The organism is Sulfitobacter profundi (assembly GCF_042661425.1).
GTDB lineage: Bacteria > Pseudomonadota > Alphaproteobacteria > Rhodobacterales > Rhodobacteraceae > Sulfitobacter > Sulfitobacter profundi.
The window spans coordinates 3231150-3248422 of record NZ_JBHSWA010000001.1; the positions used below are offsets into that span (position 1 = coordinate 3231150).

13 protein-coding genes and 2 pseudogenes are annotated in these 17273 nt (G+C 62.5%); 2 read left to right on the forward strand and 13 right to left on the reverse strand.

The window, feature by feature from the left end:
- From ACFQAU_RS16785 to ACFQAU_RS16830, 10 genes and pseudogenes are all read right to left on the reverse strand, one after another.
- Positions 1-774: an enoyl-CoA hydratase-related protein gene (locus ACFQAU_RS16785; RefSeq protein WP_120350940.1), complete on the reverse strand. Its 774-nt coding sequence runs from the start codon at positions 772-774 to the stop codon at positions 1-3.
- Positions 775-841: 67 nt separating this feature from the next.
- Entirely contained in the window at positions 842-1294 is a 453-nt protein-coding gene (locus tag ACFQAU_RS16790) for a cytochrome c-type biogenesis protein (RefSeq protein WP_120350939.1), read from the reverse strand.
- Positions 1291-3255, reverse strand: coding sequence for a heme lyase CcmF/NrfE family subunit (locus ACFQAU_RS16795; RefSeq protein WP_132443504.1), 1965 nt, complete (start codon positions 3253-3255; stop codon positions 1291-1293). Before ACFQAU_RS16795 ends, ACFQAU_RS16790 begins: the two co-directional genes overlap by 4 nt.
- A gap of 73 nt (positions 3256-3328) precedes the next feature.
- Positions 3329-3904, reverse strand: coding sequence for a holin family protein (locus tag ACFQAU_RS16800; protein WP_132443505.1), 576 nt, complete (start codon positions 3902-3904; stop codon positions 3329-3331).
- Positions 3895-4506 carry a holin-associated N-acetylmuramidase gene (locus tag ACFQAU_RS16805; protein ID WP_132443506.1) on the reverse strand — a complete coding sequence of 204 codons (612 nt, stop codon included), beginning with the start codon at positions 4504-4506 and terminating at the stop codon, positions 3895-3897. Before ACFQAU_RS16805 ends, ACFQAU_RS16800 begins: the two co-directional genes overlap by 10 nt.
- An 82-nt stretch (positions 4507-4588) precedes the next feature.
- Positions 4589-5032, reverse strand: coding sequence for a cytochrome c maturation protein CcmE (gene ccmE, locus ACFQAU_RS16810; protein ID WP_067937768.1), 444 nt, complete (start codon positions 5030-5032; stop codon positions 4589-4591).
- Positions 5029-6057, reverse strand: a complete 1029-nt coding sequence (gene argC / locus ACFQAU_RS16815; protein WP_132443507.1) for an N-acetyl-gamma-glutamyl-phosphate reductase — start codon at positions 6055-6057, stop codon at positions 5029-5031. Before argC ends, ccmE begins: the two co-directional genes overlap by 4 nt.
- Before the next feature lie 38 nt (positions 6058-6095).
- A complete protein-coding gene (locus ACFQAU_RS16820) occupies positions 6096-6905 on the reverse strand; it encodes a glutamate racemase (protein ID WP_120350934.1) in 810 nt (269 codons plus the stop codon).
- A gap of 9 nt (positions 6906-6914) precedes the next feature.
- A pseudogene (locus ACFQAU_RS16825) lies at positions 6915-7786 on the reverse strand (lysophospholipid acyltransferase family protein).
- A gap of 57 nt (positions 7787-7843) precedes the next feature.
- Positions 7844-11260: an indolepyruvate ferredoxin oxidoreductase family protein gene (locus tag ACFQAU_RS16830; protein ID WP_132443508.1), complete on the reverse strand. Its 3417-nt coding sequence runs from the start codon at positions 11258-11260 to the stop codon at positions 7844-7846.
- A gap of 169 nt (positions 11261-11429) precedes the next feature.
- On the opposite strand from ACFQAU_RS16830, the gene ACFQAU_RS16835 reads away from it, so the two are divergent.
- Positions 11430-12341: a LysR family transcriptional regulator gene (locus ACFQAU_RS16835; protein ID WP_132443509.1), complete on the forward strand. Its 912-nt coding sequence runs from the start codon at positions 11430-11432 to the stop codon at positions 12339-12341.
- A 281-nt stretch (positions 12342-12622) separates the two neighbouring features.
- Complete coding sequence (gene purL / locus ACFQAU_RS16840) at positions 12623-14782, forward strand: phosphoribosylformylglycinamidine synthase subunit PurL (protein ID WP_120350930.1); 2160 nt, start codon at positions 12623-12625, stop codon at positions 14780-14782.
- Positions 14783-14991: 209 nt separating this feature from the next.
- Here the strand turns inward: purL and ACFQAU_RS16845 are convergent, their stop codons facing one another.
- The 3 genes and pseudogenes from ACFQAU_RS16845 to ACFQAU_RS16855 all read right to left on the reverse strand — a co-directional run bounded on the left by ACFQAU_RS16845 (position 14992) and on the right by ACFQAU_RS16855 (position 17162).
- A complete protein-coding gene (locus ACFQAU_RS16845) occupies positions 14992-15126 on the reverse strand; it encodes a hypothetical protein (RefSeq protein WP_386284013.1) in 135 nt (44 codons plus the stop codon).
- A gap of 12 nt (positions 15127-15138) precedes the next feature.
- Positions 15139-15979: pseudogene (locus ACFQAU_RS16850) on the reverse strand (vWA domain-containing protein); the annotation flags it as partial.
- Between the two features lie 274 nt (positions 15980-16253).
- Positions 16254-17162, reverse strand: coding sequence for an AAA family ATPase (locus ACFQAU_RS16855; RefSeq protein ID WP_132443511.1), 909 nt, complete (start codon positions 17160-17162; stop codon positions 16254-16256).
- Between the last annotated feature and the right edge of the window lie 111 nt (positions 17163-17273).

A 17273-nucleotide genomic window follows, 5' to 3' on the forward strand; every position in this document is an offset into this window, starting at 1 on the left:
TTACCGACCCTGAAACTTGGGGCTGCGCTTTTGGGTAAAGGCCGTGACCCCTTCGGCAAAGTCTTGTGACTTTCCGCAGCGGCCCTGCGCTTCGGCCTCCAGCGACAGTTGATCCTCCAACCCATTGTCCCAAGACGCGCGGATCGCTTTCTTGGCCTCTGCATAGGCCGCTGTGGGACCGGCGGCCAGTTGCGCGGCCTTGGTGCGCCAATGGGCGTCGAATTCGGCATCCGGTACGGCTTGCCAGATCATGCCCCAATCATCGGCCTGCCGCGCGGTGATCTTATCGGCGAAAAGGGCCGCGCCCATCGCCTTGGCCATGCCCATCTGGCGCGGCAGCGCATAGGTGCCGCCCGCGTCAGGGATCAGGCCAATGCGGGTGAAAGCCTGCATGAAATAAGCGCTCTCACTGGCAAAGACGACATCGGCGGCCAGCGCGATATTGGCCCCCGCCCCCGCCGCCGGACCGTTCACGGCGGCGATGGTCGGCACGGGGCAGTTGATGATGGCGCGCAGCAGCGGGGCATATTCTTCGCGCAGAGTTTTCTCCAGATCGGCGACGCCGCCTGCCCGGTCGGCCAAGTCCTGCCCCGAGCAAAAGGCCCGGCCCGCCCCCGTCAGGACCACGACCCGCGCCGCGCGCCCGCCTTCGGTCACCGCATGTGTCAGCTCCGCCCGCATTTGGGTGGTCAGCGCATTCATCTTGTCGGCGCGGTTCAGCGTGATCAGCGCGACATCATCGGTCAGCGCATAGGTGATCGTTTCATAGTCCATCTTGCTATCCTTGATTGCTTGGCCGCAGCATATCAAAGCAAGTTGCCACTGCCAGTGCAACGGGGCGTCAGCGGTCGAGAATATCGCGCAGGCGGGCTTCTTCCTCGGGCGAGAGTGGGGCCTCGGTCGGGGTTTTGCTGCGCGCACGGCCACGCAGATAGACCACCCCGAGCCCTCCGGCCAACAAAAGCATCAGCGGTCCCGCGCCCCACAGCAGCCAATTGGCCCCCGTGGCCTGCGGGTTCAGCAGGACATATTCACCGTAGCGGTCGACGATGAAATCCACCGCTTCCTCATCGCTGTCGCCGGCCACCAACCGCTCGCGCAGCAGAATTCGCAGATCGCGCGCAAGGCTTGCGTTGCTCTCATCGATGCTTTCGTTACGGCAAACGAGACAGCGCAGACCTTGGCTCAGCTCCCGCGCTCGGGCCTCCAATGCGGGATCGTCCAACACCTCGTCAGGCTGAACCGCCCAAAGCGGGCTGGCGAGCAAGGCCAAGATCAGCAGCAGCCGCTTCATTCCGCAGGCACCCCTGCTGGTTGTTTGCGTGCGCCCGCCGCGACACGGAAGCGCCGGTCGCTCAGGCTCAGTACCCCGCCAAGCGCCATCAGCGCACAACCGATCCAAATCCAATTGGTCATCGGTTTGATATAGGTCCGCACAGCCCAACCGCCGCCGTCCTGCGCATCGCCGATCACCACATAGATGTCCCGGGCGAGGTTATAATCGATCGCCGCCTCGGTCGTCGGCATCTGCGCCACGGGGTAGAACCGCTTTTCAGGCCGCAGGGTCGAGATCACATCGCCCTCCTGCGCAAGCGTGATCTCAGCCATAGTGCTGAGGTAGTTCGGCCCCCTGACTTCACTCACGTCGCGGAGGGTCAGCGTGTAGCTGCCCACGTCAAAAGGCTCATCAATCCGGGCCACGCGGATGTCATCCACGGCCCAAGCCATCAGCCCCGCGATCCCGGCCATGGTGATGCCCAGCCCGCCATGCGCCGTGGCCTTGCCCCAATCAGCGCGCGGCAGACGCCGTAGACGGCGCAACTTACCCGGGCCGCGGCCCAAACGCTGCATCACATCCACCCCGGTGCCCATCAGCAGCCATGCCCCAAGGAACATGCCCACAGGCCCCAACAGCCCGCGTCCGGACTGCATGGCAAATGCCAAGCCCCCAAGCGCCAGCGCCAAGAGGAAGACATAGCGCAGCGGGTATAGTGCGCGCATGATCTTGGCCCGTTTCCACGGCATCGCGCTGCCGATCGGCAGGATCAGTCCAAGCGCTACCATGAAGGGAGTAAACGCAGCGTTAAAGAATGGCGGGCCGACACTGAGTTTGCGGTCAAGGAACATCTCGGCCACCAGCGGCCACATGGTGCCCACGAAAACGACGAAACAGGCCACAGCCAGCAGCAGATTGTTCACCACCAAGGCGGTCTCACGGCTCAAAAGGCCAAAGACGCCCTTGGCCTCAAGCGCCGATGCGCGCAGCGAGTAGAGCACCAGCGCCCCGCCGGTGAAAGACCCCAAAATGGCCAGAATAAAGACCCCGCGCTCAGGGTCGTTGGCAAAGGCATGGACGGAGGTCAGCAGACCAGAACGCACGATAAAGGTGCCGATCAGCGAGAAACCGAAAGCAAGGATCGCCAGCAGGATGGTCCAGCTTTTCAAGCTCTCGCGTTTTTCCACCACAATCGCCGAATGCAGCAGCGCCGCCGCCAAGAGCCAGGGCATGAAGCTCGCATTCTCGACCGGATCCCAGAACCAGAAACCGCCCCAGCCAAGCTCATAATAGGCCCACCAAGACCCGAGCGCGATGCCGATGGTCAGAAACACCCAAGCCGCCAGTGTCCAAGGCCGCACCCACCGGCCCCACGCCGCATCCACGCGCCCTTCGATCAGCGCCGCCACGGCAAAGCTGAAGGCCATGCTGAGGCCAACATAGCCGAGATAGAGAAATGGCGGGTGAAAGGCCAAACCGGGGTCTTGCAAGAGCGGGTTCAGGTCTTGGCCATCAAAAGGCGGCGTGCCCATGCGCAAGAAAGGGTTCGAGGTGAAAAGGATGAACGCCAGAAAAGCCACGCCAATCGCGGCTTGGACCGAGAGCACCCGCGCGCGCAGGCGCGGCGGCAGATTGCCGCCAAACCACGCGGCCATGGCACCGAAAAGCGCCACGATCAGCACCCACAGCAGCATCGAGCCTTCGTGGTTGCCCCATGTCCCGCTGATCTTATACAGCATCGGCTTGGCGGAATGGCTGTTGGCCACCACCAGTTGCAGGCTGAAATCCGAGGTGATGAAGGCCCACATCAGCGCGCCAAAGGACAGGGCAATCAGGATGAACTGCGCCGCCGCCGCCGGTTCGGCCATCGCCATCCAAGCAGCACGGCCCCGCCAAGCGCCCCACATCGGCACCACCATCTGTACAAGGGCCACGCCAAAGGCGAGCACAAGCGCGAAATGTCCAAGCTCTGTAATCATGGGTCGGACTATAGGGGCCTAAGCCCCCTAAGCCATGGCAAATCAAACCTAGGAAACGGTCAATCGGTCGCAGTCAGGCGCGGCTGCGGCGCCATGCGTCTAGGGCCGGATTCTCCGACGGCGTGACTGCGGCAAGGGCCAAGCGGCTGTCGGCACCCGTGTCGGCCACATGGGGGCTATCTGCACGCAACGCGCGCAGCGTCTCGATATTCTCGACCACCTGTGGCACCCGAGCGATTGTGCCCACGATGGCGCGCTGAAACTCCTGCGATTTCATCTGCTGCCGCGCCCCGAAGTAGAAGGACACGATCACGCCCAACAGCCACCAAAGCGGCTCTGGCACCAGCGCAATGCCCTGCATCCGTTCGGCAAACCACAAAGGGTTAACCATGGCCGTGACGAACAGCCCCAAGGTGCCGAGCGCAAGCATCGGGCGGGGCAAACGGTTGATCCCATCCATGAAGCGGTCAAAGCCGCCCTGCCGAGCTTGGGCGAACTCCGCCCCATATTGCGCCATCGCTTTGCCCTGCACCGCATGGGCACGCTGCGCCCCGGCCTCGGCATTCTCGCGAAACACTTCGACCGTGTCGCGGATGACATTGCGCTCGCCGCCGAAAACCGTCGTAAAAATACGTTCGATCAGCCCCATTGTGCCACCCTCCGTGCGAAATCTGCGTCGCTCATGCGATATTGTGGTGCGATGAACTCTTCGGCGCGCCGGATCCAGCCGCCCTTGCCGCCAGCCCGGCTGCGCGCGTATTTTCGGCTGGCGGCGCGACGGTCGGCGAGACGGAAGTAGTAGTTGCGCCGCGCGATACCGTAGGCGTCGACCAGATGATCGGGTGCGGCCTGCCATGCGGCTTGGGCGGCGCGGATCGTCTGCGGCCCGATGGCCCCGTCAACACCGATCTCCTGCCCCATCTCGCGCAGCAAGCTTTGCAGGATCTTCACCGCATTGCTGCCCGCATTGACATACATGTCAAAAACGCTCGGCTGCAACGGCGCGGGCAATTCCGCGATGCGCGGGGCGTTGAAGTAATGTCTGACAAAGATATCCACCGCCTGCGCGCGACTTAGGCGGCGCACGTCGGCCACATCGACCGCCCCATCCCCCGTCAGGTCCAGTCCCAATCGGCGCATGGTATGGATCGTCACCCCGAATTTCGTCGCCCCGCCGGGGTCATCGGGGTCATTCACAAAGCCGCCCTCCCGGACGACGATGGCGCTGGCGATCTCTCGGACGGTCTGCATCGCGGGCTCTCCTGTCTTGGGTGCAAACAGGCTCGGCCGGATGGGTTAACGGGGCCTCAGCCCCGCGTGCGTTGCGCGCAGATCACCCTTCGGGCTCGCGGTAGACGCCCTGCTCTTTCAGCGCATCCGTTACTTCCTTGGGCATGTAAGTCTCGTCATGTTTGGCAAGGATTTCAGAGGCTTCGAAAGTCCCATCGATATAACGTCCGGTGCCGACCATGCCTTGGTTCTCTTCAAACAGATCAGGCAGCACCCCGGTAAAGACGACCGGCACGGAGGCCCCACCATCGGTCACGGCAAAGCGAATCTGTTCGCCCTGTCCGCGTTTGAGTGACCCTTCTTCGACCAGACCGCCAATGCGGAACACCTCTGCCGGGCCGGGCGGCTCGGCGATGACTTGGCTCGGCGCGCGGAAATAGTTGATCCCGTCGCGCAGCGCATAGCCGATCAGAGTAGTCGACAGCACCAAGGCCACCGCCGCAACGGCAATGATCTGGATCCGGCGCTGTTTCTTGAGGCTCTTCATGGGAACAGCGGGGCCATCATCAGCCCCTCGGTTTCCGGCAAGCCGAGCATCAGGTTCGCGTTTTGCAACGCCTGACCGCTGGAGCCTTTGGTCAGATTATCGAGCGCCGCGACCACGGTCGCCCGCCCGGTCTGACGGTCGGCGACCACGCCGATATGGCAGAAGTTCGAGCCGCGCACATGCCGGGTGCTGGGCGCTTCGCCGAAGGGCAGCACCTCGATAAAGGGCTCATCTGCATAGGCGTTCTGCAGCGTCTCATAAATCGTCTGCGCGTCGCCTTTGACATAGCAGGTGGCCAAGATGCCGCGGTTTGCGGGCACCAAATGCGGGGTGAATTGCACCTGCACGGGCCGCCCGGCAATGGCCGAGAATTCCTGATCGAATTCACCCAGATGCCGGTGCGTGCTGCCAAGCGCATAGGCGTGATAGCCCTCGCTCAACTCCGCATGAAGCAGGTTTTCCTTGAGCGAGCGCCCCGCGCCCGAGACCGCGCATTTCAGGTCGAGAATGATGTCATCCAGATCAATCACACCCGCGGCGATCAGCGGGCGCAGGGCAAACTGCCCCGTCGCTGCGTTGCAGCCCGTGCCTGCCACCAACCGCGCGGCTGAAATCTCTTTGCGGTAGAATTCGGTGAGGCCGTAAACCGCCTCTTTCTGCTGCTCTAGGGCGGCGTGTTCATTGCCGTACCACTTGGCGTAATCCTCTGGGTCGCGCAGGCGGAAATCGGCAGAGAGGTCGACGATCTTCAGGTCTTTGGGCAGTGCCGCGATCACCTCTTGGCTGGTCTTATGCGGCAACGCGCAAAAGCACAGATCAATCTGCGAAAAGTCGATTTCTTCAATCGTGACCAATGTGGGCAGATCAAAATGGCGCAGATGCGGAAACACCTCGGCCATAGATTGCCCCGCCTTGGAGTTCGCCCCCAAAGCTTTGATTTTCATTGAGGAATGGCCAGCGATTAGCCGGATGAGTTCTGCCCCGGTATAGCCGGAGGCGCCAAGAATGGCGATGTTCTGGGTCATGGTCTGTCCCCTTGTTCGGAACGAAATATAATTGGAGTTCAGGCGGCGGTGAATGTGATCTGTCGTCGCAGGAACTGCGTCGCACGGTCGCTCACCCGGGCGGGATCGCCGGTGGTGAGAAACGCCGCCTCGCCACTGCCCATCATATTGGGATGCCGCTCAAGATAATCCGCCAATGAATCCGCCACCAACTCGGCTTGGCTAAACACTTTGACTTGCCCGCCCAAGGCCGCCTGAAACGCCTCCTGCATCAGCGGGTAATGGGTGCAGCCCAAGATCGCCGCGTCGGGGTCGGGCATTTTACGTTTCAACGCATCGACATGGCTGCGCACCAGCGCTTCGGCGAGGATCATATCGCCCTCTTCGATGGCATCGACCACCCCACCGCAGGCCTGCGCTTCGACATCCACCCCGATGGCGCGGAAGGACAGTTCACGCTGAAAGGCGCGGCTTGCCACCGTCGCGGGCGTGGCGAAAAGCGCCACATGGTTCACCGCCACTTCGCGCGGCGGGGAGTTATCGCCCCATTGGCGTTCGGTCATCGCCTCGATCAGCGGCACAAAGACGCCCAACACCCGTTTCTCGCGCGGGATCCAGCCCTCTTGCATCCGGCGCAGCGCAGCGGCCGAGGCGGTGTTACAGGCAAGGATCACCAGATCGCAGCCCGCATCGAACAGCCGCTGCACGGCGGCGCAGGTCAGCGCATAGATATCATCGGCATTGCGCACGCCGTAGGGCGCATGGGCGCTGTCAGCGAGATAGACAAAATCCACCTCCGGCAGCCGTTCTTGCACCTTGTTCCAGACGGTCAGCCCGCCCAGCCCCGAATCGAAAATACCAACTGCCATGGTCTATCGTCACCTGTCGGCTCTATGCCGTTCCTCAAACTCGTAGCCAAGACCCTGATACTGGCCCGGCTTTGGTGACAACTCATAAGTGGCTTTGCGCAGGAAATCCATCATCGCTTTTGCGTCCCCGCAAGCGGGTCAAGCATGGTGCGCGGAATCGGGTCGCCGATGGCCACGCGCACGGGGCTATCGACACGGGCGCGGAACTCTTTGATCAGCAGCCCCATTCGCAGATTGGCATGCAGGTGGCTGGCGATTTGGAACAGCCGGCTGGTGTGGCCGTCGAAATAGATCGGCACCACCGTGGCGTCAGACTTGGCGATCATCCGCGCGGTGAAACTGCGCCATCCGGGGTCCATCGGTTGCGAAAAGGGCCGCGCGGCGGTGCTGACCGTGCCGCCCGGGAAGATGCCAATCGCACCGCCTTGGTCTAGATAGGTCAACGCGGTCCGGCGCGTGGCGAGGTTCAGCGCCAGCGCGGCGCGATCTTCGGCAAAGCTGATCGGCAAAAGATGGTGTGCCAGATCCGGCGCTTGGCTGAACACCGCATTGGCCATGATCCGAAAGTCACCGCGCGTCCGGCTGAGGATATGGCCTAGCATCAGCCCGTCCAGAATGCCGTAGGGATGATTGGCGATCAGAATGACAGGGCCACGCTTTGGAATATCGGCCAAAGACCCGCGCATCACATCCAATGTCAAACCACAGCGCCGCACCATGGCATCAAAGAACCCCAGCCCCGCGGCCAGATCGTCTTCGTAGCCCTCGGCCCGTTTCAGTAAGGACACCCGCCCGGTGGTGTTTTCCATCAATCGGATGAGCGCCCTCCCGCCCCGAGTTCGGGCGGAATGGGCATAGCTTATGTCATGGGCGTAGGTCACATCTGGGCCTCAGGATCGCACTGATGCTCTCCCTAGCCCAGAAATGTAACAGCCGTATTACTCCGCGGCCTTGGCCGTGGAGGTGCCGCCCGCGCGGATCACCGCCAGCAGTTCCTCGCGGCGCTTCTCGGCCTTGGCTTCATTGGCCTGTTTCACCGGACCGAAACCGCGGATTTGCAAGGGCAGTTCGGCCAGCGCCACGATGGCGCCGCGGGTCTGATCGGTCAGTTTGGGCAGCACTTCGGCCATGTCGGCCTCATACTGTTTGATCAACGCACGTTCCATCTTGCGCTCGGCGGTATAGCCAAAGGGGTCGAAAGGCGTGCCGCGCAGACCCTTGAACTTCGCCATAACCCGCAGCGGCCCTTCGAGCCATTGGCCGAATTCGCGCTTCTGGGGCCGACCGTTGGGCCCCATCTTGGACAAGAGCGGCGGCGCCATGTGGAAGGTCATGTTGAAATCGCCGTCGAACTGCGCCCGCGCCTTGTCACGGCTGGTGATCAACAGGCGGGCGACCTCGTATTCGTCCTTGTAGCTCAGGAGCTTATGATAGCCCATCGCCATCGCCGCCTTGACGTCACGGTCCTCAATACCGTCGAGCATCTTCGTGTAGCGCTTGGCCAGTCCCTTACCCTGATACTCGGTCAGGTGGTTCTCACGGAAGGCGATCTTCTCCCCCAGCGATTTGGGCAATTCCACCACGTTATCAGGCTGGCTTACCGCTTTGGCGTCTTCGGGATAGAGCACGGCCCAGCGGCCAATCTCAAACGCGCGCTTGTTGCGCTCTACCGCCGCACCGTTCATCTCAATCGCCTGCATCAGGCTTTCGAACGAGAGGGGCAGAAGGCCGCGCTGCCATGCGGCGCCGAAGATCATCATGTTGGAAAAGATCGAATCTCCCAAACTCGCCTTGGCCAGATCCGAGGCATCAAACATCGCGACATCATCCTTCAAACGCGCTTCGAGCGCGAGGCTCAGCCGGTCATAGGGCATCTGAAACTCGGTATCGCGGGTGAAATCGCCGGTGATGATCTGGTGCGAGTTCACCACCGCACCGGTGCGCCCGGCGCGGGTCAGACCCAGTGTCTTATGGCCGGCGGAAACCACCAGATCGCCGCCGATCAGCGCATGCGCCTCGCCGGTGGCCACACGGATTGCGCTGATGTCTTCGGGACGCTCGGCCAGACGGCAGTGGATATGCACCGCACCGCCCTTCTGGGCGAGGCCCGCCATCTCCATCATGCCAGCCCCCTTGCCATCAAGTTGAGCCGCCTGCGCCAGCAGCGCGCCGATGGTGACGACCCCGGTGCCGCCCACGCCGGTGATGACGACGTTATGGGTGCCGTCGATCTTGGGCAGGTCTGGCTGCGGCAGGTCGGGGATGGTCAGTTCGGTGGTCGGATCCTTGCGGATCTTGGCGCCTTCCAACGTCACGAAGGAGGGGCAGAACCCGTCAAGACAAGAGAAGTCTTTGTTGCACTGCGACTGGTCAATGGCGCGTTTGCGGCCCAGCTCGGTCTCGTTCGGGACCACGGCCACGCAGTTCGACTGCACACCGCAATCGCCGCAGCCTTCGCAAACGTCCTCGTTGATAAAGACACGCTTGTCGGGGTCCGGGAACAGCCCGCGCTTGCGGCGGCGGCGCTTCTCGGCGGCGCAGGTCTGGATATAGACGATGGCCGACACGCCCTTGTGCTTGCGGTAGGCCTTTTGCACATTCGGCATCTCGGCGCGCTCGTGTATTTCGACGCCCTTGAAGCGGCTGAGGTCCACGTCTTCCTTCTGGTCATAGACCACGGCGAGGTTCTTCACGCCCATCGCCTTCAACTCTTCGACGATGCGGTAGGCGTCAAGGTCGCCTTCGTTGTGCTGACCGCCGGTCATTGCAACCGCGTCGTTATAGAGGATCTTATAGGTGATGTTCGTCCCCGCCGCGATGGCGGCCCGAATGGCCAGCACACCGGAGTGGTTGTAGGTGCCGTCGCCAAGGTTCTGGAACACATGCTCTGTATTGGAGAACGGCGCTTCGCCGATCCAGTTCGCGCCCTCGCCGCCCATATGGGTGAAGCCCGTGGTCTCACGGTCCATCCATTGCACCATATAGTGACAGCCGATCCCCGCATAGGCGCGGGAGCCCTCTGGCACTTTGGTCGAGGAGTTATGCGGGCAGCCCGCGCAGTAATACGGCAGTCGCGCGGCGATATCTTCGGCATTGTCCGACCGGCGTGCCTCGTTCAGCGCCTCAAGCCCCGCGCGGATCCCATCGGTCTCGCGGCCCTCTTCCAACAGAATGCCGCCGATCTTTTCGGCGATCAGAATAGGGTCGAGCGCGCCACGGGTCGGGAACAACTCTTCGCCGTGCTCCATGCCCGCGCCACCTTTGTGCCACCCATAGACGCGGCGGTGGGTATCATTGAACAGCGCTTCCTTGATCTGCACTTCGATCAGCTTGCGCTTTTCTTCGACCACGACCACCAGATCAAGCCCGTCGGCCCATTCGTGGAACCCCTGCATGTCGAGCGGGAAGGTCTGACCGATCTTATAAGTGGTGATGCCTAGCCGCTCGGCTTCGTTCTCATCGATGTTCAGCAGGCTCAGCGCGTGTACCAGATCGAGCCAGTTCTTGCCCGCGGCGGCAAAGCCGATCTTGGCCCCGCGCTTGCCCCAGACGCGCTTGTCCATCTTGTTGGCATGAGAGAACGCCTCGGCGGCGAAGCGCTTGTAGTCAATCATCCGCGCTTCTTGCAGATGCGGGGTGTCGCCCAGACGGATACTCAGCCCGCCATCGGGCATGTCGAACTCAGGGATCACCAGCTTCATCCGGTTCGGATCGCCGTTGACGACGCTCGTCGCCTCCACGGTGTCCTTCATCGTCTTCAGGCCCACCCAAAGGCCCGAAAACCGGCTGAGCGCCCAGCCGTAGATGCCGTAATCAAGGATTTCCTGCACACCAGCGGGCGAGACCACCGGCATATAGGCATCCACCATCGCCCATTCCGACTGGTGCAACACGGTGGAGGATTCGCCGGTATGGTCATCCCCCATCGCCATCAACACACCACCATGAGGCGAAGTGCCCGCCATATTCGCATGGCGCATCACATCCCCGGTGCGGTCCACCCCCGGGCCTTTGCCGTACCATAGGCCATAGACGCCATCATATTTCCCCTCGCCGCGCAGTTCCGCCTGCTGGCTGCCCCAAAGCATCGTCGCCGCGAGGTCTTCGTTCAGCCCCGGCTCAAAGCGCACGTTATGCTCGGCGAGTTTCTTCTCTGAACGCTGCATTTGCAGGTCGACCCCGCCCAGCGGACTGCCCCGGTAGCCGGTCACATAGCCTGCGGTGTTCAGCCCCGCCGCGCGGTCGCGGGCGGACTGCATCATCATCAGCCGAACCAGCGCCTGCGTGCCGTTCAGCAGCACCGGGCCTTTCTCAAGGTCGAAACGGTCGTTCAGTGAAATCTTTTGCGTTGTCATGGCGGGCCCTCCCTAGCACGTCAGTCTTGCATGATTGCCTCCTATATAGGTCACAGCTGCTGACCTGTATAGCAGTTATTCCGCAACGGCAGCCCTGCAGGGGACGGTTTGTGCTGTTTTCTCCCGGCTATTAAGGTAGGAGAAAGGCTGGGCAAGGAAAGTACGGGCCATGGATTGGGACAAACTCAGAATTTTTCACGCCGTGGCCGATGCCGGGTCGCTGACCCATGCAGGCGACAAGCTTAACCTGTCGCAATCTGCCGTCAGTCGGCAGATTCGCGGGCTTGAGGAACAGCTTAATACCAACCTCTTTCACCGCCATGCGCGCGGACTGATCCTGACCGAACAGGGCGAGCTTTTATTCGACGCGACCTCGGCCATGGCCAAGCGTCTTGACGCCGCCGCCGCACGCATTCGCGACAGTGAGGAAGAAGTCTTTGGCGAATTGCGCGTGACCACCACCACCGGTTTCGGCACCCTCTGGCTCGCCCCGCGGCTGCCCAAACTTTATGAGCAATATCCTGACCTTAAGGTCGACCTGATGCTCGAAGAGCGCGTGCTCGACCTGCCGATGCGCGAGGCCGACGTAGCGATCCGCATGAAAGAACCAAGTCAGGCCGATCTGGTCCGCAAACGGCTGATGACCGTGCGGATGGGGCTCTACGCCAGCCCCGAATATCTGGAAAAACACGGCACGCCAGAGCGGATGGAAGACATGACCGACCACCGGTTGATCTGTCAGAACACCGACAGCGATCAAGTCGGCGCCGGGCTGCAACTGGTCAAAGAGCTGATGATGTATGACCTGCGTTCGCTCTTGACGGTGAACAACTACTTCGGCGTGTTGCAAGGCGTGGTGCATCACCTTGGCCTTGGCGTGCTGCCCAACTACCTGATCCAAGACTTCCCGCATATCGTGCAGGTGATGCCCGATATCGAATCCGCCGAAGTGCCGGTCTACCTCGCCTATCCCGAAGAGCTTCGCCAATCCAAACGCGTCGCGGCCTTCAAGGATTTTGTGCAGGAAGAGATCATAACCTACCGCAAACTATGGCGCGAACGGGTCGAAGGCGACAACTGAACCGCAGCCCCGCCGCAAGCCATGCAATAAGCGCATATCGGCCATGATGACTTGCGATGTTAAATAGCCTTGATTTGAACAGCCCTGCCTCCTATTTCACCATTATGAAGATTGACAGCCTGAGGGCGCGTCGCTTCATACCTCCCTGTTGGACTTGGCCGAGCTTTTAGCTCGGCCTTTTTTTGGCCTATCGCCTTCTTTCAGCCCACAGGCTGCCAAAGCCACTTCCCCCGGCATTTCCCCTTGTATGAGGGCGCAAACGCGCCAGCCGGGGAATTTCCATGCAAGATCCAGCCATCACGCCCGACCTCATCGCCAGCCACGGGTTCACGCCCGAGGAATACACCGAGGTCGTCAACATCCTCGGGCGCGAGCCGAACTACACCGAGATGGGCATTTTCTCAGCAATGTGGAACGAGCATTGCTCTTATAAGTCTTCCAAGAAATGGCTGCGCACCCTGCCCACCGACGGCCCCCAAGTCATCTGCGGCCCCGGCGAAAACGCAGGCGTGGTCGATATCGGCGATGGCCAAGCGCTGGTCTTCAAGATGGAAAGCCACAACCACCCCTCCTACATCGAGCCCTACCAAGGTGCCGCGACCGGCGTGGGCGGCATTCTGCGCGATGTCTTCACCATGGGCGCGCGCCCGATTGCTGCGATGAACGCGCTCAGCTTTGGCCGCCCTGATCACCCCAAGACCCGCCAACTTGTACATGGCGTCGTCGAAGGCGTCGGTGGCTATGGCAACTGTTTCGGCGTGCCGACCGTCGGCGGCGAAGTGCGGTTCGACACAGCCTATGATGGCAACTGCCTCGTCAACGCCTTTGCGGCGGGCCTCGCGGATGCCGACAAAATCTTCTATTCCGCCGCATCCGGCGTCGGCATGCCGGTGGTCTACCTCGGTGCAAAAACTGGCCGCGACGGCGTCGGCGGCGCGACCATGGCCTCCGCCGAATTCGACGACACCATCGAAGAGAAACGCCCCACCGTCCAGGTCGGCGACCCCTTCACAGAAAAGCGCCTGATGGAAGCCACGCTTGAGCTGATGGCAACCGGCGCCGTGATCTCGATCCAAGACATGGGCGCTGCGGGCCTGACCTGCTCTGCCGTGGAAATGGGGGACAAAGGCGGCCTTGGCGTGCGTCTCGACCTTGAAAAAGTGCCGACGCGCGAACCGCATATGACGGCCTATGAAATGATGCTCAGCGAAAGCCAAGAGCGGATGCTCATGGTCCTGCGCCCCGAACTTGAGGCCGAAGCCAAAGCCGTCTTCGACAAATGGGACCTCGATTTCGCCATCGTCGGTGAAACACTCCCCGAGGACCGCTTCCTCATCTGCCTCAATGGCGAGGTAAAAGCCGACCTGCCGCTGTCGAAACTCGCCTCCACCGCGCCGGAATATGACCGTCCTTGGGTCGAAACCCCTGCCGCCGCCGCTTTGTCCGACGCGCCAACCATCGACCCCATCGACGGTCTCCGCGCCCTCATAGGCTCCGTGAACCACGCCTCCAAAGCGTGGGTCTATGAGCAATACGACACGATGGTCATGGGCGACACCGTCCGTCTGCCCGGCCTTGGCGCTGGCATCGTGCGGGTCCATGGCACCGACAAGGCGCTGGCCTTCACCTCCGACGTGACCCCGCGCTACGTCAAAGCCAACCCAACCGAGGGCGGCAAACAGGCCGTGGCCGAAGCCTATCGCAACCTCTGTGCGGTCGGTGCCAAACCACTGGCGACAACCGACAACCTCAACTTCGGCAACCCCGAAAAGCCCGAAATCATGGGCCAGTTCGTCGGCGCTATCAAAGGCATCGGCGAAGCCGTGGGCGCGCTCGACATGCCGATCGTGTCGGGCAACGTATCGCTTTATAACGAGACTGACGGCAAAGGCATCCTGCCCACGCCCACCATCGGCGCGGTCGGCCTGATCGACAATGTCGAGCAGATCATCTGCAACCAGCTGTGCGAGGGGCATGTGGCCCTCTTGATCGGCAGCGCGGGCAGCCACCTCGGCCAATCCGCCCTGCTCGCCGAAGCCTTCGGCCGGGCCGAGGGCGATGCGCCCCATGTCGACCTCGTGGCCGAACGCCGCCACGGGGAATTCATCCGCGCCCAGTCAGGCCAAATCTCCGCCTGCACCGACCTCGGCGATGGCGGCCTCGCCCTCGCCGCCTTCGAGCTGGCCGAGACCGCAGGTATCGGCATCGAGATCGAGAGCGATGACACAGCCACCCTCTTTGGCGAAGATCAGGCCCGCTACCTTGTGGCCTGTACCGCCGAGGCCGCTGAGGCACTGATCGCCGCAGGCAAAGAGGCCGGCGTGCCCGTGGCCCAAGTCGGCGCATTCGGCGGCGAGAAGATCAGCTTCGGCGCGGCCTCTGCACTGCTGGCAGATCTGCGCGCCACTTACCGCAGCACCTTTGCGCAAGCCTTCGCCTGAACCTCTGGTTTCGGAGCCGCCCTTGCTTGAGACCAAACGGTCGCGCGCAGGGCGGCGGGGCAAGCTAAATCGCCGAGGGGCCCCTTCAGGGGATACGGCTATTTAGCTTGGCGCGACGACAGGCGGGTGACAGGCCGGGATCAATCAAGGGTGGTTCCGAAACCTTCTGGTTTTGGAGAGACCCGCAGCCGGCTCCCTCGGCCTCGCGCCTAGCCTTCCGCGTTCAACCCCGCCAACATCCGCGCCTTTTCACCCGGATCATCGGGGCACGAGATCGCCTCGGCCAAGGCCTCCAACGACGCAATGGAATGCCCCGCGCGAAAACTATCGACATGGGGCAACATCGCGCGAATGCCCGCCGCTTTGGGCGCAAACCCGTCCCACCTCAAAAGCGGATTTAGCCAGATCACCCGCCGCGCGGTCAAATGCAGCCGCTGCATCTGCCGCGCCAGTTCCGCCGGATCGTCCCGGTCCAACCCGTCGGTGATCAGCAAGACCACCGCGCCTTGGCCCATGACCCGCCGCGACCAGTCGCGATTGAACGCGGCCAGCGCGGCCCCAATGCGCGTCCCCCTCCCAGTCCTGCGCCTGCGCGCCCGCCGCTGCCAGCGCCGCATCCACATCGCGGGTCGCAAGATGCCGGGTGATATTGGTCAGCCGCGTGCCAAAGGTGAACCCGTGCACCTGTGCCCAGCCCGCGCCTTTGCGGTTGGCCACCGCGTGCAGGAAATGCAGGATCACCCGGCTGTATTGGCTCATCGAGCCGGAGATATCACAGAGCACCACAAGGTTCGGATAGCGCGCGCGCGGAGTCATCCGGTAGAGCCGTTCCATCTCTCCCCCGCGCCGCAGCGCCGCTTTCATCGTGCGTGCCACATCAATCCGCCCCTGTGCCGCTGCCACATTCCGGCGGCTCGGCATCGGCGGCACCGGGAGTTCCAGCTTGGCCAACATCCGCTTCGCCTGAGCCATCTCGGAAAGGCTCATCTGTTCGAAATCCAGCGTCCGGAGCCGCTCGCGCGCCGACATCGTGAGGCTCGCATCGACTTCAATGAGGGTCTCTTCCGGCTCGGGCTGCTCTTCTCGTTCCGGCGCTTCGGCCCCGTCCAGCAGGGCTTCTGCCGCGCGTTTCTCTGCCGGGGTTGCGGGGCGGTCCTCTTGCACACTGCGGATGGCGGGCAGCATCGCGGCCATCATATGTTCCAGATAGCGCGGATCGCGCCAATAAAGCCGGAATATCTGCGCAAAAACCCGCGCCTGTTCAGGGCGGTTCACGAAACAAGCGTGCAGCGTCCAATAGAAATCACGGCGGCTGGTGAACCCCACGGCGACGACAGCCTCCACCGCCTCCACCACGCGCCCCGGCCCGATGGACAGCCCCGCCCGCCGCAGGGCGCGGGCGAAATGAGTGATATTCCCCGCCAGCTTCGGGTCGTCCGGCAGGTCGAGGGGGTCTGCTCAGCCATCCTGCTTAGGCGGGCATCAGCGACGCGCGGGCCTGTTCGAGAATGCGCGCGGCCTCGGACCCTTGCAGCTTGGCGATGTCGTCTTGGTATTTCAGCACCGCCCCCAACGTATCGGCGATGACCTCGGGGCTTAGGGTCGTTACATCCAAGGCCAGCAAACATTTCGCCCAATCGATGGTCTCTGCCACACCGGGTTTTTTGAACAGATCCTCCGTCCGCAATTGCTGAACAAAAGCCACCACCTCGCGGCTGAGCGCCTCTGCCGCCTCGGGCGCGCGGGCCGAAAGGATCGCCATCTCACGCGCCACATCCGGGTAATCGACCCAATGGTAAAGGCACCGCCGCTTCAGCGCGTCATGCACCTCCCGCGTGCGGTTGGAGGTCAGGATCACGATCGGCGGCTCCGGCGCACGGATCGTGCCAAGCTCGGGGATCGTCACCTGAAAATCACTCAGCGCTTCTAACAAAAACGCCTCAAAAGGCGCGTCGGTGCGGTCCAACTCGTCGATGAGCAGCACCGGCGCGCCGTTCTCATCGGGGCGCAGCGCCTGCAAAAGCGGGCGTTCGATCAGGTAGTCGTCGCTGAACAACTCTTGGGTCAGCGCGCGCCGATCCGCGCCACCGCCCGCCTCCGCCGTGCGGATCGCCACCATCTGGGCGGGGAAATTCCACTCATAAACCGCGCTCGACGCATCAAGCCCTTCGTAGCATTGCAACCGGATCAACCGCCGCCCCAACCCGGCGGCCAGCGCCTTGGCTATCTCGGTCTTGCCGACACCCGCCTCGCCTTCCAGAAACAAAGGCCGCCCCAGCGTAAGGCTGAGGAAAACCACAACCCCAAGCGCGCGGTCGCAAACATAGCCCTCAGCGCTCAGCATCTCTTGGACCGCGTCGATCGTATCAATGTTTTTCATGGCCCCAGTGGTGCATTCCCGCCCCGCCCCGTCAAGGGGCCTGACAGGGCGCGGGCAGATTGACGTGATTTCCCCGCGCTGGCATAGTCTCAAGCAATAATCGACGGTCAC

What these genes read in the sequence shown, in the direction of transcription:
- ccmE (WP_067937768.1), bottom strand. Translation starts at nt 5,032, where the DNA reads ATGAAGAGCCTCAAGAAACAGCGCCGGATCCAGATCATTGCCGTTGCG.
- purL (WP_120350930.1), top strand. Translation starts at nt 12,623, where the DNA reads ATGCAAGATCCAGCCATCACGCCCGACCTCATCGCCAGCCACGGGTTC.
- argC (WP_132443507.1), bottom strand. Translation starts at nt 6,057, where the DNA reads ATGACCCAGAACATCGCCATTCTTGGCGCCTCCGGCTATACCGGGGCA.
- ACFQAU_RS16805 (WP_132443506.1), bottom strand. Translation starts at nt 4,506, where the DNA reads ATGCAGACCGTCCGAGAGATCGCCAGCGCCATCGTCGTCCGGGAGGGC.
- ACFQAU_RS16845 (WP_386284013.1), bottom strand. Translation starts at nt 15,126, where the DNA reads ATGTTGCCCCATGTCGATAGTTTTCGCGCGGGGCATTCCATTGCGTCG.
- ACFQAU_RS16790 (WP_120350939.1), bottom strand. Translation starts at nt 1,294, where the DNA reads ATGAAGCGGCTGCTGCTGATCTTGGCCTTGCTCGCCAGCCCGCTTTGG.
- ACFQAU_RS16800 (WP_132443505.1), bottom strand. Translation starts at nt 3,904, where the DNA reads ATGGGGCTGATCGAACGTATTTTTACGACGGTTTTCGGCGGCGAGCGC.
- ACFQAU_RS16855 (WP_132443511.1), bottom strand. Translation starts at nt 17,162, where the DNA reads ATGAAAAACATTGATACGATCGACGCGGTCCAAGAGATGCTGAGCGCT.
- ACFQAU_RS16795 (WP_132443504.1), bottom strand. Translation starts at nt 3,255, where the DNA reads ATGATTACAGAGCTTGGACATTTCGCGCTTGTGCTCGCCTTTGGCGTG.
- ACFQAU_RS16785 (WP_120350940.1), bottom strand. Translation starts at nt 774, where the DNA reads ATGGACTATGAAACGATCACCTATGCGCTGACCGATGATGTCGCGCTG.
- ACFQAU_RS16820 (WP_120350934.1), bottom strand. Translation starts at nt 6,905, where the DNA reads ATGGCAGTTGGTATTTTCGATTCGGGGCTGGGCGGGCTGACCGTCTGG.
- ACFQAU_RS16835 (WP_132443509.1), top strand. Translation starts at nt 11,430, where the DNA reads ATGGATTGGGACAAACTCAGAATTTTTCACGCCGTGGCCGATGCCGGG.
- ACFQAU_RS16830 (WP_132443508.1), bottom strand. Translation starts at nt 11,260, where the DNA reads ATGACAACGCAAAAGATTTCACTGAACGACCGTTTCGACCTTGAGAAA.